Source organism: Rhodococcus sp. WAY2, assembly GCF_009859915.1.
Lineage (GTDB): Bacteria > Actinomycetota > Actinomycetes > Mycobacteriales > Mycobacteriaceae > Rhodococcus_F > Rhodococcus_F oxybenzonivorans.
Window position 1 is genome coordinate 23,924 of sequence record NZ_CP046573.1, and the last position, 14,691, is coordinate 38,614.

The following is a 14,691-nucleotide window of genomic DNA, read 5'->3' on the forward strand; positions in this document are numbered from 1 at the left end:
GTCGGGGCAGAGAAGGTGGGTTCAGCCCGGGAGCGGAAGCATCTGGTTGATGGTCTGCGCGGCCGCAACCGAACCCTGCAGGTCGCTGACGAGGCCCTGAACGATGGCCAGTAGCTGCCGCCCCTGGTCGCCGAACGCTTCCGCGGATGACACGAGCGGGAGCACAGTGTTTTGAACTTCCCCGAGGATGCCCTGGATGTTGGTCAGCTGCTCGTTCGTCAGCTGTGCGCCGTCGGTGCTGCCGGCAAGCATCTGCGCGGCCGGGGTGATCGCTTCATCGAGTCTGGTCAGCAGCGGCCCGAGCGCGGCGGTGGCATCGAGCGCGGTTTGCGCGGTGTGGGTGAGCTCAGTGAGCTGCCGGAGCTGATTGGTCAGTCGGTCGTTGACGTCGACGATGCCCTGGGAGGCGGTGATGCTCGTTTCGTTGGCGCGTTGCTGGTTGTCGAGTCGGGTGTTCAGGTTGAACACGACGAAGGCGAGCAGACCGAGAACCCCGACCGCAACGATCGACAGAACCAGGCGCGCCGGTCCGCCGCGGCGTCCGAAGAAAATCACGGTACTTCTCCTACTTTCCAGACAGGTCGTTGGCGGATTCTTCCGCCGACAGGCGGGCGCTGTGGACCTTCGCGGCGGTTGATCGTGCGTCGGTGAGGATGGCGTCCAAGGTGGCGCGGTCGCCGGCGACAGCCGCAGTGGCGCCGTCGACCGGCGGCTGGAGTGAGCTGATGTGCGCGGTCAATGTGTCGAGCGAGGCGACGAGATCGGTCACGTTCGCGCCGGCGAGGTCGAGGGTCTTCTGCACGTCGCCGGTGATCTGTCCGGTGAGGGTGTTGAGTTCAGCGGTCACGGCCGCATCGGTGCTCAGGACACTCGCCAGTGATGCCTTCATCTTGTCGAGCGCGTCGAATGCGGCCAGCGTGACCTTCTCGTGCTCGACAATCTGATCCAGGGCCGGGTTGTAGTTGCCGGCGGACACCACCGCTTGGTCGAGCCGATAGGGCGTGGCCGTCAAGTCGTAGATCCGGGGATACAGGTATAACGCACCCACCGGAATCAGCGCGAGAACCAGCAGCACGCGCGCCACATTCGTTGTGGTCGAGGCGGGCCGCGGCGGATCGGCGAATCCGTCCGGTGCGATCTCATCGGAAGATGCGATCGGCATTGTGGCCTCGCTATCGAGGGTGTGCCGGTTCCGGCTCGAAATCGCGGTCATGACTCGACGACCGAGACCAGCGCGATGGTGCGCAATGCCGTCAGCGTGTGGGTGAGAAGCCCCTTCACCACGAGCTTGTGCGTGAGGATTCCGCCGAGCACGGTCATCCCACGGTTGGTGAAGAAGCCCACCGGGATCAACCCGCCGGCTTTCATCGGCAGCTGTGACACGTCGAGGATCTGGTCCACGCTGGCCTTGATGGTGACGCTCGGCCGACCCACGATGTCGTTGTAGACGATTGCCTCGTCGGTGCCGAACACGATCGTGCAGGCGCTGTCGGTGTCGGTGCTGTAGATCGACACCGGCCGGGAGATCTTGCGTGCGAACTTGACTCGGGACGGGTAGTTTTCGACGTTCTGCCCGATCAGCATCCCGACGATGCTGGCGACGCCGTTCGCGTCGTCCCCGTCGTACAGGGAGACCGGGTATGTCTCGGATTCAACAGTGGTCATCGATCATGGCCTTTCGCAGGGGTCAGCGATATGTCCTATCGGCCCCTGCGCGGGACTCGCCTGGAGAACACGCGAGTCCCACACGGGCCGTCTGTTAGTGGGTCACACGTCCCAGTCCGTGGGCACCTGTCCCCACGACAACAGGAAATTGTTGAAGGCTCCGGCGTTCTCGATGGCCGCCGACATCGGCCCCTTGGCGAATTTGACCTTGCCGGCCACCAACAGTTTTCCGCCCTCGGCGTCGCCCTCGGCCGCGCGCTGCCACGTCTCGAGGGTCCCGTTGATCTTCAACCACAGGTCGCTCTCGTCGAACTTGCGGATCGTCCAGGAGACAATCTTGGCCTTCTCCCACTCGACATGGCAGGCCACATCGTCTTTGCCGATGGTGCCGAATTCCATGCGGTTGGTGAACGAATCGGGGTCTTTGAACCCCTTGTACACCTCCGCGTTCGCGTTGACGGCCTCGAGCGCCAGTTCGCACCACTCCTGCGAGAAAAACTTCAGCTTGTCGGTCATCGATTCGACTCCTGTTCGGTCACTCTGTCTCGAATTGGCTGTGCAGACACACATTTCACTAGAGCGGAGGGCGTCCACATGGACACACCCATCGCGTCACGAAGCTATCGAGTGACGCCGCTCACATCCGGAATTACCGTAGGCATTGATGCTTCAACCGTCAACGACTGATTTCTGTCGGCTTATCCGGCATCAAGTTCTCCGATCGAAGCGCCCTGCGAGCGATCCACCGGAATGCAACCAAGTAAGGGGCGGATCAGGGCCTGACAATCGACGATCGTCAGGGGCGGGCGCACGGTGATCCACCTTCTCCTAATCACTGGCCGGAGAGTTAGATTGACATGCGGTGCGAATCCAACCCCGTAGATTTCGAGTGCCTGGCGAGTTCAATGTCAGGCGTGTTTGGGCGACTGATCAGTGTTCAAGGAAATGCGATACGGGCAATGGCGGCCGGTCGGAGTCAGCATCCCGCTTCGATCGACCCCATGCGCAGCTACGCGAACAATCCGTTTCGCCAGAAGCGAGTAGAAGGATCCTGCTGACTCGTCCCACATTCCCGCACAGAATCACCCTCGCACCTATCTGCGTCGCCTTATCTCGTGTGTAATCCACGAGAACGCGCTGGATCCGGAAATGGGAGAAGTCCACCGATGGAAGCCGACAGGGCGCTGCATTTGATCCCTTCCGAACAAGGAGCACTTGGCGGCGGGATGGGGGACGCAAACTGGATGCCCCGAGGTAGTTCTCACGTTCGGGACCACCCAAGCAGGCAGGAAGTGAGGAAACCTGTTGCCGCGCAGAGGCGCCGGGCATTCGTCTGCTTGCTGAAATACGCGGAGTCTTTCACATCTGTCGCCCCCCTGCGCTGAGCCGTTCCCGGTCATCGTGACAGGCGTTGCGCATCAACAGACGTCGTCCATTCTGATCGGCGGCTGTCAACGGTGGTCGACATATGGACGGCAATCTTCACGTAGGTATCGAGTGTCTGCCGTGCGCTGTCGCGGGACAGTCTTGCCGAGCAACGCCGGGCGGCACCAAAGCTCGTCGTGTGGACTCGTCGTGCACTAGCGCGAGCACTGGTGTAGCTTCCCAACCAGTTGGCGTGCTGGTATTGATCAATACCGATTCCCGAATGATCACGTCCGGACGGTGCGTGCTCCCGGAACCTCATCCACAGGCTTCGATCATCGCTCGGTACAGATCCACGCCGAACCCCATACCACAGGAGTGACATGTCTATTGTTTCGGAAATGACCGCACCGCAGAAGGTCGAGCTGACCGACGAAGAGATCTTCGCCGGCCACATCGGGGGAAAGCTCTCGGTCGAGACCACGACCGCCCTCGATACGCAGCGCGCCCTGTCCATCGCCTACACCCCCGGCGTCGCGCAGGTCTCCCGCGCCATCCACGCCGACGAGACCCTCGCCGACCGGTACACCTGGACCAGCCGCCTCGTGGTCGTCGTCTCCGACGGCTCCGCGGTACTCGGCCTCGGCGACATCGGCCCCCGCGCATCACTTCCCGTGATGGAGGGCAAGTCCGCCCTGTTCAAGAACTTCGCGGGCCTGAACTCGATCCCGCTGGTCCTCGACACCAAGGACCCCGACGAGATCGTCGAAACCCTGATCCGGCTGCGCCCGAGCTTCGGGGCGGTCAACCTCGAGGACATCTCCGCGCCGCGCTGCTTCGAGATCGAGAAGCGGGTCATCGAGGCCCTGGACTGCCCGGTCATGCACGACGACCAGCACGGCACCGCCATCGTCGTCCTCGCCGCCCTCAAGGGTGCGGTCAAGGTGCAGGACCGCGACCTCCACCAGCTGCGGGTCGTCATCTCCGGTGCCGGCGCCGCCGGTGTCGCCTGCGCGAACATCCTGCTCGCCGCCGGTATCGCCGACGTGACCGTTCTCGACTCCAAGGGCATCGTCTCGGCCGACCGCAAGGACCTGAACGAGGTCAAGGTCGACCTGGCCGCCCGCACCAACCCGGCCGGCCGCCGCGGCGGCACCGCCGAAGCCCTTAACGGTGCGGACGTGTTCCTCGGGGTGTCCGCGGGCACCGTCCCGGAGGAGCTGATCGCGACCATGGCGGCGGATTCGATCGTGTTCGCGTTGTCGAACCCGGACCCGGAGATCCACCCCGATGTCGCCCGCAAGCATGCGGCGATCGTGGCCACCGGACGCTCGGATTTCCCGAACCAGATCAACAATGTGCTGGCCTTCCCCGGGGTGTTCCGCGGTGCGCTCGACGCCGGTGCCCGCCGGATCACCGAAGGTATGAAGCTCGCCGCCGCCGAGGCAATCCTCTCGGTCGTCGGTGACGAGTTGGCTGTAGACAAGATCGTTCCCAGCCCGCTCGATCCTCGCGTCGCCCCCGCTGTCGCGGAGGCAGTCGCCGCCGCTGCCCGTGCAGAAGGCGTCACCAATGGGTTGTAGAAGTCAGGCTTCGAGACCATGTAGACGTACCTGAGCACCGCAGAGTACGCGGCCCGACGAACGCGCATGGGCCGGTGACACGTCCGGGTAATGCTGACGGCGTCGGCTGAGTCTGCTCGGTCCACTGTGTCCCGTCCCAGTAGCGCAGTAAGTTCGCGTCGGCCGGGTCCTGGTGCCATCCGGGCGGGGGTGTCGGAGCGGTCCCTTCGGGTGTTCTCCTCGATCTGCGCTTATGGCCCGCTGCCCCTGTCAGGCGCCGGCGGAGCCGGTCCGTTCGCCCCTCAGATTCGGGAAACGGTCGCGGATTCTCCGGGGATTGTTACATCTTCACCGCCGCGCTACGTCCGGTGACCCGAGGTGCTCTACAGCGCCTACGGCGGCGGGGTGGTGACTACGTGGCCGTCCGGTGGGTATACGTACCGCAGCAGCGGCGGCGGATGGGCTTCGGATACGCAGACAGCGGAGACCGCAACGCAGGGAACTGGTGTGCTCCTCGCCGCGGACGGCGGATACATCGTGTCCTCGCGGGCAACGCAGTTCGTTGATCAGGAACTGGTGGTGTTGCAGGAGCTGTTGACGGGCCGGGTCGTGGCCACCCGGAAGGTCAACACCCCGAACCGGAGTCAACCGAACCAAGAGCAGCTGGTGGTGTCGCCGGATTCGAAGTGGGTGGTATGGGGAGACACCGCGTTTCATGCACCGACCGGTTGCAGCGGCGACCATCCAGGCGGGGGTTACTGTGCGCACTCTGTTCAACGATGTCGGGTACGGACAGGATGCGGACGGCAGCAATGTCGCGGTCGATGTGCTCACCGGAAACACGGTCGGTGATGGCGGCCGCGCCGGTCGCCGCGGCCGCGGATGGCACCGGGGTGTTCGTGAGCGGGGACGGCGTCGACGCCACCGTGTTCGGTGCGAGCAGCAAGACGACCCATTGATCGCCGGGCCAATGGTGTCCCCGCAGTTGACGGGGAATCGGATTGAACGAGCAAGGGTTATAGCCACCCCATCAACGAGCAATCCCCAGATGGTGGGGAGGGAGCAGCGAAGCTGGTTGAGTTACCGCAGGTAGTCCGGAGAATCCCCGCTGTGTGGGGACGGTTTGCCGCATTGGACGTATCCCACGACCAGGCCGGAACCATTCCCGACATGCGTGCGGGGAAAATGTTGGTGCCCACATAACCAGCGGGTTTTCCGTAGGTGCCATCTCCCCGCATGGTCGGAGATGTCGACGAGAAGGAGACCGGATGTGAAGTCCGGTCCCCTCACGATTTCAGCGGTTTGCAGCCGCTGCCCTGCAATAACCGTCATTACCAATGCGTAGTTTCACGGTGCTCACAGCATGATGTCAACGATGCTAGCTCCGGGGCATTGAACCCTCCCACTATCTCGCAGGGAAGATCGAATTGGTAACGCGCGGCGAGCCTCTATGACTCCGTCTCGAGGCCGTCCCCACCGCATGAGGGTATCCCCGCGCCAATGGGGATGGGGATGCTCGGTCTGCACCGTGATCGCAGGCTGGTCGATGGAGCATCCCCGGTGTGCGAGGGACGATTCGATGGCGTTATCAGCGCGCATCCGCAAGCTCGGGCTATCCCTACGCCGGCGGGGAAGGATTCAATCTCGCAAGACGGTGGGGTCTTCTCTGGTGTCTCCCGGTGCACCGGGAGTGAAGACGACGCGCCTTGGTCGCTGGTGATGGTCATGATGGAGCGATCTCCCCGCGGGGAGAGTTGCGCCGCGAGGATCGCGGCTGTGTTGTTGAGCGAGCTATCCCCGCGCGTACAGGGAAGACCGCCCAGGAAGCGCCTATCCGCAACGCAATCGGGGCTAGTTCCGCACGGCGGTGACGGTGTTCCCTACCGACGTGTGTGCGTGCCTATACGAGTTATCCCCAGGTACGGGAGAAGGAATTCGATCGCAGTGGTTGCACCAGTGCCTGGCCGCTGTCAGGACCATCCCCAGTACGTGGGGAGGACATGAACGATACAAGCGCATCGAGTTCCGGCATGGAGTCATCCCCTCGCGTGCAGGGAGGATGGATGATTGGCGTCCTCGCCCGCACCCGGGGGGAGTTATCCCCGCGTGCGCGGGGAGGATTTCGCCAGATCCCTCGGCGTCTACATCGAATTCGGAGTTATCCCCGTGTATGTGGGGACGACGTGACAAGCCCCCCGTGCGGGTGGGCGTAGAGCGAGTTATCCCCGGCGTGCGCGGAAAGGATGCGCCGCTAGCTGCGGACCAGTAGATCGGCCCGGAGGTATCCCTGTACAGGGAGAATCTTCAACGGTTCAGTTCATACACAGGAGAGTCAGAGTTATCCCCGCGTGCACGGAGAGGATTTCGACTCGATTGATGTAAGACAGCAACGAACGGAGTTATCCCCGAGTGCACGGGGAGGATCGGTCCGAACCGAGTCCATTGAGTCACGACCAGGAGTCATCCCCGCGCATGCGGGGAGGATATCGTCATCATGGTCGGATCGGGAAGGTCCGCGGAGTCATCCCCGCGCATGCGGGGAGGATATCCCACTGACTGCTCCGTGGACGGTAGGGGAGGAGTTATTCCCGCGCATGCGGGGAGGATACTTGCTGACCACCGTGTTTACGGGGTGGTCATGGTGTGTGGGTTCAGTTTCGGAGTAGGTTCGCGATCGCCCCGAGGGTAGGGCCAGCGTAGGCGGAAACGGCGCCACCCCAGCCTCGAACACCGCAAAGGTGTTGGGTCTATCCCGCACGCGCGGGAAGATGCACGCAACATGGCGGCCGGGTATGGGTTATCCCCGCAAGTACAGGGAGGACCTCGAACGTATACGGGCACATGGGGTTATCCCCGCGCTGTTGTGGGGCAGATTGAATGTCTTCGTTAATCACATCGACCCCCACCGAGCTATCCCCACGCATGCGGGGAAGATGATTGGTGGTCGCGACATGCCGTGAGGATGTAGGGGGTATCCCCACGCATGCGGGGAAGATGTGGCGGGACGTACTCGCCCGAGTCGTAGTCCCAGGAGCTATCCCCACGCATGCAGGGAAGAAGTTTCCCAGGCATATCCAAGATGGGTTGAATCGGGGCTATCCCCACGCATGCAGGGAAGATACCCCGGCGATCGTCTCCGGCGTGATCACCTTCGGGCTATCCCCACGTATGCGGGGAAGATCCACGCATCAGATCCGGGCAGCGCTACGGCTTGGGGCTATCCCCACGTATGCGGGGAAGATACTTGTTGAGCTGGGCGTTTTCGGTGTGTTTGTCATTAATTCGTTCGGTCTTCGTCAGAGTGCAGGGGTGCCTCCGGCAGTGCGGCCGCGGTGTGGAGTCGATGCGGTCCGGGATGGGGAGAAGTTGGCTGGCGGTTCAAGTTTTTGTGTGGTGCACCTCGTGGTGCGGGTCCCCCTCAATGAAGGGGATGGGTCAGCTGTTGTGTTGTCAAGGTTCGCAATAGAGTTCGAGGGAAGCCGGTATTACCGGGGTGGGCGCATGGTGAGCAGTAGGCCGCAACCGTAGGCGCGGGCGGACCCGATTCCTTCGGTGAGGGCTGCCAGGTGGGCATCGGGATTGGTGATGATGGCGAACCCGGTGAATCTATGGGTGCCGATCGTGAATCCCGCTCCGGCTTTGTGCTGGGTGGTGCGGTCAGTTTTGGTGCGGGAGGTCAGGGTCCAGGGCAAGTCGATGCTCGGGGTACCTGTGAGGGTCAATCCGGCGTTGGTGGCGCGTCGATGCCACCAGTTGACGAGGTCGTCGTGTTGGCGGAGCGCGATCTTGCGGCGACCGTCCGGGCCTTTTCGGATCGGGTTGGCTCGCAACTCGTATCGGACTGCCCCCTCGAGGAGGGGGATGTATTCGTGGGAGGCGGGGGCGGTGGTCAGTGCATCGACCCATTTGCCGCTGGCGTCGGTGTCCCAGTGTGGGGGCACCGCGGAGCGGACGAGGACGCGGATCGTGTTGTCGGGGCGGAGGCTGACCGCGTGTTGGATGTTCAGCGCCGCCCGGTGGTCGGCGTGCCCGGTGGTCTGGCCGGTGAAGAAGTCATACTGCTGCAACCGGTCGGCGAATCCGCTCATGACGAGTGCGTGCATGTGGTGTGCGTCGCCGATGGCGGCGCGGACGGCACCGTGGTTGGCGTCGAGGACCAGCAGTGATTGGTGGAGGGTGCGGGTTGCGGTGGTCACGGTGCGGCCTCCTGGAAGAAGTCGTAGCCAACTTCGGTGACAGGTTCGGGTGGGGTGAGGGTGGTGTGCGTTTCGGCTCGGGCGCCGCGCTGGCGAGTTCCGGCGTAGCTGATCGGTTGGTCATGCACGACAACCGATCCGGCGCTGCCGGGGACGGTGTCCGCCCACGCGTGCAGGGGGCCGCTGTCACTGCGTGTACTGCGGGGTGCAGTGCGGAGCGCGGCGAAGGGGTCGCTGCTGTCGATGTCGGTGACGAGCCCGGCGGACAGCGGTTGGGTGGGGAGATATGCCTTGCGGCCGAGGAACACTGCCCGTGCTGGGCTCGTCAGTGCCGTGTTCACCGTCTCGGTGAGGGTGTCGTCGCCGGTGAGGGCGACGAGGAATGAGGCGTCCGCAAGGTACCGGTCACGGGTCTGATTGGTGTTGCCCGGTTTCGCGACGAGTTCTCCGGTCTTGTCTCGGGCCACGGACGCTGGTGGGGCGTAGATGAAACCGAAGTCCGGGTCGCGCGGGTCGCGGTTGCGGGCCTTCTTGCGCAGTGTCGCGTCGGCGTACACACCACCAGGCAGAAGTGGGTAAGTGCCGGACCCGGTAGTGTGATAGTCGATCTCGATGTGCCCTGCCCGGTCAACGCGAACAGCGAAATGCATGGCCGCGAGGTCATCCACCGGATCGGTGTAGTCGCGGCCGAGAGCGTTCGCAACCAACCCGATCACACCGGACTTGGTGGGTCGGGTGTGACTGGACCGGTAGGCGCCGCGGGGCTTGTCGCCCCAGGACTGCATCGGCCCGTCGAGCCGGACGAGGACACTCGAGGTCATCGGGTCACCTCCGTCGACACCGACGCGGTGGGGGTCCTCATGCGGCGCGCACCGCGGCGATGAAGTCGGCGCTGCGAGTGTGTGCCCCATCGGCGACGGCGGCGGGAAGGTCCGCGGCCCGTGCGAGACGTTCGACGGTAATACCGGGGACGAAGTTCGCGTGCCGGGTGACGGCATCAACGAGTCGTGTGGTTGCGGTGGCCACCACGTTGTCGCTCCGCACGGCATCGGCGAATGCGTCGGCGGCAGAGAGGACCTGCGGACCTGTCACGGCCACTACCAGCGACGGCAGGGTTGCGGCGACGGTGGATCGCTGCTTGGAGTCGGGCACCGCGCGGATGAACCAGTCGATGAACGCTGTTTCGGCGTCGGCGGCGAGACGTTCCGGGTCGGGGGCGGCGGCAAGGTTGCGGCGCAGCTGGGCGCGGTCCAGGTACGCGGTGCGATACAGCACCGGTGCCGCGATCTGAACGACGCCGAGGTTGCCGGATGCGGCTTCACCTTCGGGTGCGGCGTCGTCGACGGCAGTGAAGAAGTCCGGTTCGATCGCTTGGGGGTCGACGGAGAAGGCGTGGGACACACCGACAGCGCCGTCGATGCGGCCGCCGACCGGGATTTCGGCGAGCATGCGCCCGAACAGGGCGAGGTCGATGGTGTTGTCGACGTCGAGGGCGGCGCGGGCGGCGGTGACGACGTCGTCGGGGACGGTGTCACCGATGCTGTCCCAGTGGGCGTCGATGGTGGCGCCGAGCTGGGTAGGCAGCGATTCGGACGCGAAGATCGACGCGGCGGTGGTGCCTTTGTCGGTGGCCTTGAATTTCAAGGCGGTGAAGACGGCGGCGGCTTTCGCGGTGGCGATGTCGAGTTCACGGCCGTGTGTGGTGGCGAGGTGCTGGGCGACGAGCATGGGGAACCGGTTGGTGCGGTGCCGTAGGCGCCGCCGTCGATGGCGGTCTGGCGCATGGACACGCGGATGGCGCGCTTCCATGCCTGGGAGGAGACGCGGACACGGCTTGTGCCGCCGAAGGTGATGCGTTTGGCGGCACCGGAGTCGTCCCGGTTGAGGAGGGAGGCGGGTACGGCGTGGATGGCGTGGAGCGTCAGGAAGTTGGCGGTCGCCATGGGGTGGTGTCCCTTTCGTGGGGTGCGTGGTCCGGTGCCGCTGGGCGGTCAGTCTGTGGGTTCGGTGGGCTTGGGGGGTGCGGTGTAGAACTGTTGGCCCCACCGCAACCGCACCTGGTCACGCCGGGTCGGGTTGTGCCAGTCCCGTAGGTCGCTGATCAGCGTTTCCCAGTGCGGTGGATGGTCGACCCCGGACACGGCGGCCATCACGGAGTCGAGAGCGGCGGCGAGCCGGTGGGGGGTGTCGGCGTCGAGGAGTGTCGCCAGTGCTCGTTCGGCGCGGGGGTCGCGCGGCCCGTACGCACCGGCGCGGCCGAGTTGCCGCATGGCGCGGCCGAGTCCGGTTCCGGTCTTCCCGTAGTGCACGTCGGAGCGTCCCGAATGCCAGATGGTGAAGGCTTTCCCGGCGAGCGCATACAGCAGGTAGTCGTCCTCGTCGGCTCCCTCGGTGACGGCGATGACCGCACGATCGACGGTGGGGTATTCCCACCGGCGCAGTGCGGAGAGGCGTTTGGCCCGGTGCGCGACCCTGTTGCCTAATTTGTGATCACGCGGCGAGTGCAAGATGGAGGCGGGTGAGGTGGCTGGTACGGGTGCGGTCGAGGGGGTGACCGGCCCAGTGGGCGTCGAGTCGGATCATGTTGAGGGCAACCGCGGAGAATGCTTGTTGGAGCTGGGTTTTCGCCAACCCACGGTAGCGGGCGCGCCGCGCGCCGCAGGCTGTGACGGCTTGGTGCATGGTGGATTCGGCGCCGGCGCGGATGGCGTATTTCGCTTGCCAGTCGGCGGTGTTCTGCTCGGCGCGGGCACTCTGCTGGGCGGCGTGCAGCTCGCGGGGCAGCACCGTCAGCTGGCGTCCGCCGCGGCGGGCGGTGGTGCACTGGGCGCGCACCGGGCAGGGCGCGCAGGTCGTGGTGTCGAACTTGATGACGATCGCCTCGGTGCCGCGCTGGCGACACGGGCTCCACGAGGAGCTGGTGTGGCCCTGCGGGCAGCGGGCGGTGCGGGTGTCGAAGTCGATGCAGAAGGCGGCCCGGTCGAACCCGGTGCCGGCCCGGGCCTGGGCGGAGACATCGGCCAGCAGCGGGCTGATAAGCGTGACCCCGTAGTCGCGGCGGGATGCGGCCACCAGCGGCACCGACGGGTAACCCGAATCCACGTAGTGCTCGCCGGGCAGCAGATCGCGGGCCTCGAGCGCCTGGTGGATCGGTGCGGTCATCGCCACGTCCGGCACGGCGGCGTGGGTGACCGCCACGTTCGTGATGATGTTGGGCACCTCGCCGTCCTCGCCACCGGGTGCGCAGCGCTCGGGCGGTGTGCCGCAGGTCTCGGAGTAGTGCACCTTGTAGCCACACCAGAACAGGTCCTCGCCCTTGACGGCCCAGCGGGCGTCGAGGTCATAGGGGGAGGCCACCCGCAGTCTGCCCGGCGGGAGACCGTCCTGCTCCGCCTCCCGCCGCGTGATCACCTCCCGCCCGTTGCTGGTGAGGGTGCGGGTGTAGTTCTGCAGCAACACCACCCGCAGCACCTCCACCGCGGGCAGCTCGGCCAGCCAGCCCGGTGCGTCGGATGCGTAGACCGCGCGCAGCAGCGCGTACCCGTCGGTACCATAGGCGCCGGCCAGTTCCTCCCGCTTGGTCTTGGAGGACGGCATCCGCCAGGAATCGACGCGGCGCCCGTAGCGGGTGTTCCAGTCGCTGACGTCGATGGCGGTGGCCAGCCAGCCCGGCGCGGCCACCGCGAGCGCCTCCAGGGCGGCCCGCACCGTCTCGCCGGCCAGCTCGGTCCGGTTCAGGTCCCGCACCGCGGAGATCACGTGGGTGGAGTCGGTGCGCTGCTTGCCACCCGCGGCCACCAGCCCCTTGTCCTGCAGCGTCGCCAGCAGCAGGTCCAGTGCCAACTCCTCCAGCCCGTGGTCGAGAAGACGGGTCCGGAACTGGGAGAGCACGGTGAAGTCGAACCCCGGATCGTCCAACTCCAGCGCGAGACAGTACTTCCAGTCGATGCGGGCGCGCACCGCCTCGGCGGCCTGCCGGTCGGTGAGGTTCTCGGCGAACTGCAACACCGTCACCATCGCCAGCTGCGCCGGCGAGATGCCAGGCTTGCCGCGCACCCCGAACGCCGCCGCGAACCGCTCGTCGGCGAACAGCTCGCCCAGCTCGTCGCGGATCCGGATCGCCAGCGCCCCCTCGGGAACGCCGCCCGGGCCATCCTCGCCGTCAACACCGGCACACCCACGGGCCGCCGCGGCCGCATCGACACCACACACCCCATCTTGCGGCCGGGTCGGGACCAGCGAAAGACGACCGCTGCACGATCATCCGACAGGAAGATCAACAGTCACGGCACCACCGTCGGCGTGTCACCGAAAATTAGGCAACAGGATCCGTAGTGACGACAAACGTCTGCGCATAGCCGTGGGTGATCACGACGTGGTAATGATCGCGGTCCGCCATCAACCCCCGCACACACGCGCCCACCCGCGTCGCGACCTCGCGCCGAGTCTCCGCGCCCGGGACTGGTCCCCGGTGATCGAGCCGATCGTCATCCGGTGCCGGAATCTGCCGACCGGACAACCACGCGTTCGGTCGCCCCTCGGCCTCCCCGAAACTGATCTCCCACAACCTCGCATCCGCCCTCACCCCAGCACCAAGTGCGTCGGCGAGGATCCGCGCAATCTCCGCGGCCCGTGCGAGATCGGACGTCGTAACCCGCAGCCCCGGCCCATCTCCTCGCGGCGACGACACAGCTCCTGCGCGACCAATCCAGCATCACGACGTCCCCCCGGTGTCAGCCGCGAATCGAACCAGCCGCCCACCAAATCACGCTCGGTGTGCTCAGCATGCGGATGCATCGCGACAAACAGCTCATGCATGAACGGCACCATCAACCTGACTCACGCGAGGACACCGGGAGGTGTCATCTACCTAAGGCGAGTGTTAGACCTGACCCCGGGAAGTCGTCACGAACGGATCCAGCCCCGAGCGAGCGGGCCGTCGCGGTGCACGTGGCGGCGGTGCCGGCCTTGCCACCTGTGGATGGCGTTGGGGCGAGAGGATCTGGCCGAAACCGAATGCAATGGCCCGGGAGGTCGAACCCCGTCAGCTGGCAGGATCGTACTGGAACGCGCGCACCGGCAGGCACCCGCGATCTTCGCAGCCCAATCCAGTGCCGCCTTAATTTCGTAGTACAGAATCCCTATTTCTGTAGTACAGTATTGGTGTGGCGATCGAATGGGCGAAAAGCGCAGACAAGCACGGCATCGACCGCGACGACGCGTTGCACGCGATCGAGAACGCCGTCTACGTCGAGCAAGAATTCGACGAACCACGCGTTCCCGGCCACTCGAAGCCTTGGCTCTTCATCGGTCCTCCGCGCACACTTGGGGGTCCGTTGCTCGAAGTCATGGTGGAGATCGTTCCGCCGCGGGGCATGGTGGTTTTCCATGTGATGCAGGCGCGGCAGAAGCATCTCCACCGCATGACGGACCAGCCGTGACTGCCCGATCCCCGGTTGCGCAGGCATCCGGTCCAACCACACTCGAAGGGGTGAAATACCGATGAACAGCAACGATAAGAACTCCGATTACGACGAGCTCGCCGAGTGGGCCGAGCACGAGATGACGCTGCCGAAGAACTCGGCCACTGCAAAGCGGGGCGCCGAGGCCGCCGCAGCAGGGCGCGAACTGCTCGAAAGGGTGGGCGCCGGCCGTCCCTCCTTGGCCGGCGCCGGTGGCGAATCACCCAAGCGGCAGGTCCGACTGCCGGCGCCGCTGAGCAACAAGCTCGACGAACTCGCCGAACGCCAGCACCGCAAGCCCAGCGAACTGATGCGTGAGGCCGTCGAGGAGTACATCCAGAGGCACTCCGCCTGACCACAACCCGCGACCGACCCGTATCAGCGAGGCGGTCAATGTGGGCGTGAAATTTAGATTCGCTATGCCCTCGTCCCTCGCTTCGG

The 14,691-nt window shown here is 65.2% G+C and carries 14 protein-coding genes and 1 pseudogene; 4 read left to right on the top strand and 11 right to left on the bottom strand.

What is annotated here, in order from left to right; all coding sequences use genetic code 11:
* Nucleotides 1-21 precede the first annotated feature (21 nt).
* The 4 genes from GFS60_RS30055 to GFS60_RS30070 form a co-directional block, all read right to left on the bottom strand.
* The gene (locus GFS60_RS30055; RefSeq protein WP_159927710.1) at nucleotides 22-555 is read right to left on the bottom strand and encodes a hypothetical protein; all 534 of its coding nucleotides are present in this window, start codon (nucleotides 553-555) and stop codon (nucleotides 22-24) included.
* A gap of 10 nt (nucleotides 556-565) precedes the next feature.
* Nucleotides 566-1,162: a hypothetical protein gene (locus tag GFS60_RS30060; protein WP_442972208.1), complete on the bottom strand. Its 597-nt coding sequence runs from the start codon at nucleotides 1,160-1,162 to the stop codon at nucleotides 566-568.
* A gap of 47 nt (nucleotides 1,163-1,209) precedes the next feature.
* Nucleotides 1,210-1,665 (bottom strand): hypothetical protein, encoded by a 456-nt coding sequence (locus GFS60_RS30065; RefSeq protein WP_159927714.1) that lies wholly within the window; start codon nucleotides 1,663-1,665, stop codon nucleotides 1,210-1,212.
* 102 nt (nucleotides 1,666-1,767) lie between these two features.
* A complete protein-coding gene (locus GFS60_RS30070) occupies nucleotides 1,768-2,181 on the bottom strand; it encodes a hypothetical protein (protein ID WP_159927716.1) in 414 nt (137 codons plus the stop codon).
* Between the two features lie 1,232 nt (nucleotides 2,182-3,413).
* Here GFS60_RS30070 and GFS60_RS30075 point away from each other — a divergent pair.
* Nucleotides 3,414-4,613: an NAD(P)-dependent malic enzyme gene (locus GFS60_RS30075; RefSeq protein ID WP_159927718.1), complete on the top strand. Its 1,200-nt coding sequence runs from the start codon at nucleotides 3,414-3,416 to the stop codon at nucleotides 4,611-4,613.
* Here the strand turns inward: GFS60_RS30075 and GFS60_RS39975 are convergent.
* A complete protein-coding gene (locus tag GFS60_RS39975; RefSeq protein ID WP_268962669.1) occupies nucleotides 4,597-4,866 on the bottom strand; it encodes a DUF2510 domain-containing protein in 270 nt (89 codons plus the stop codon). The two genes, GFS60_RS30075 and GFS60_RS39975, sit on opposite strands and share 17 nt — an antisense overlap.
* Before the next feature lie 505 nt (nucleotides 4,867-5,371).
* Between GFS60_RS39975 and GFS60_RS30085 the strand changes: the two genes are divergently transcribed.
* Entirely contained in the window at nucleotides 5,372-5,551 is a 180-nt protein-coding gene (locus tag GFS60_RS30085; protein WP_159927720.1) for a hypothetical protein, read from the top strand.
* Nucleotides 5,552-8,077: 2,526 nt separating this feature from the next.
* Here GFS60_RS30085 and GFS60_RS30090 read toward each other — a convergent pair.
* The 6 genes and pseudogenes from GFS60_RS30090 to GFS60_RS30120 all read right to left on the bottom strand — a co-directional run bounded on the left by GFS60_RS30090 (nucleotide 8,078) and on the right by GFS60_RS30120 (nucleotide 13,478).
* Entirely contained in the window at nucleotides 8,078-8,788 is a 711-nt protein-coding gene (locus GFS60_RS30090; protein WP_159927722.1) for a type I-E CRISPR-associated protein Cas6/Cse3/CasE, read from the bottom strand.
* Nucleotides 8,785-9,609 carry a type I-E CRISPR-associated protein Cas5/CasD gene (cas5e, locus tag GFS60_RS30095; protein WP_159927724.1) on the bottom strand — a complete coding sequence of 275 codons (825 nt, stop codon included), beginning with the start codon at nucleotides 9,607-9,609 and terminating at the stop codon, nucleotides 8,785-8,787. Before cas5e ends, GFS60_RS30090 begins: the two co-directional genes overlap by 4 nt.
* A gap of 37 nt (nucleotides 9,610-9,646) precedes the next feature.
* Nucleotides 9,647-10,731: pseudogene (gene cas7e / locus GFS60_RS30100) on the bottom strand (type I-E CRISPR-associated protein Cas7/Cse4/CasC).
* A gap of 48 nt (nucleotides 10,732-10,779) precedes the next feature.
* The gene (casB, locus tag GFS60_RS30110; RefSeq protein ID WP_159927728.1) at nucleotides 10,780-11,295 is read right to left on the bottom strand and encodes a type I-E CRISPR-associated protein Cse2/CasB; all 516 of its coding nucleotides are present in this window, start codon (nucleotides 11,293-11,295) and stop codon (nucleotides 10,780-10,782) included.
* On the bottom strand, nucleotides 11,279-13,000 hold the full coding sequence (locus tag GFS60_RS30115; protein WP_328799838.1) for an IS1182 family transposase: 1,722 nt from the start codon (nucleotides 12,998-13,000) through the stop codon (nucleotides 11,279-11,281). Before GFS60_RS30115 ends, casB begins: the two co-directional genes overlap by 17 nt.
* Before the next feature lie 103 nt (nucleotides 13,001-13,103).
* Nucleotides 13,104-13,478: a histidine phosphatase family protein gene (locus GFS60_RS30120; RefSeq protein WP_236603552.1), complete on the bottom strand. Its 375-nt coding sequence runs from the start codon at nucleotides 13,476-13,478 to the stop codon at nucleotides 13,104-13,106.
* Nucleotides 13,479-13,953: 475 nt separating this feature from the next.
* On the opposite strand from GFS60_RS30120, the gene GFS60_RS30125 reads away from it, so the two are divergent.
* Both GFS60_RS30125 and GFS60_RS30130 read left to right on the top strand, forming a co-directional pair.
* Nucleotides 13,954-14,229 (top strand): hypothetical protein, encoded by a 276-nt coding sequence (locus GFS60_RS30125; protein WP_159927730.1) that lies wholly within the window; start codon nucleotides 13,954-13,956, stop codon nucleotides 14,227-14,229.
* Between the two features lie 61 nt (nucleotides 14,230-14,290).
* Nucleotides 14,291-14,605 carry a ribbon-helix-helix domain-containing protein gene (locus GFS60_RS30130; protein WP_159927732.1) on the top strand — a complete coding sequence of 105 codons (315 nt, stop codon included), beginning with the start codon at nucleotides 14,291-14,293 and terminating at the stop codon, nucleotides 14,603-14,605.
* Nucleotides 14,606-14,691 lie beyond the last annotated feature (86 nt).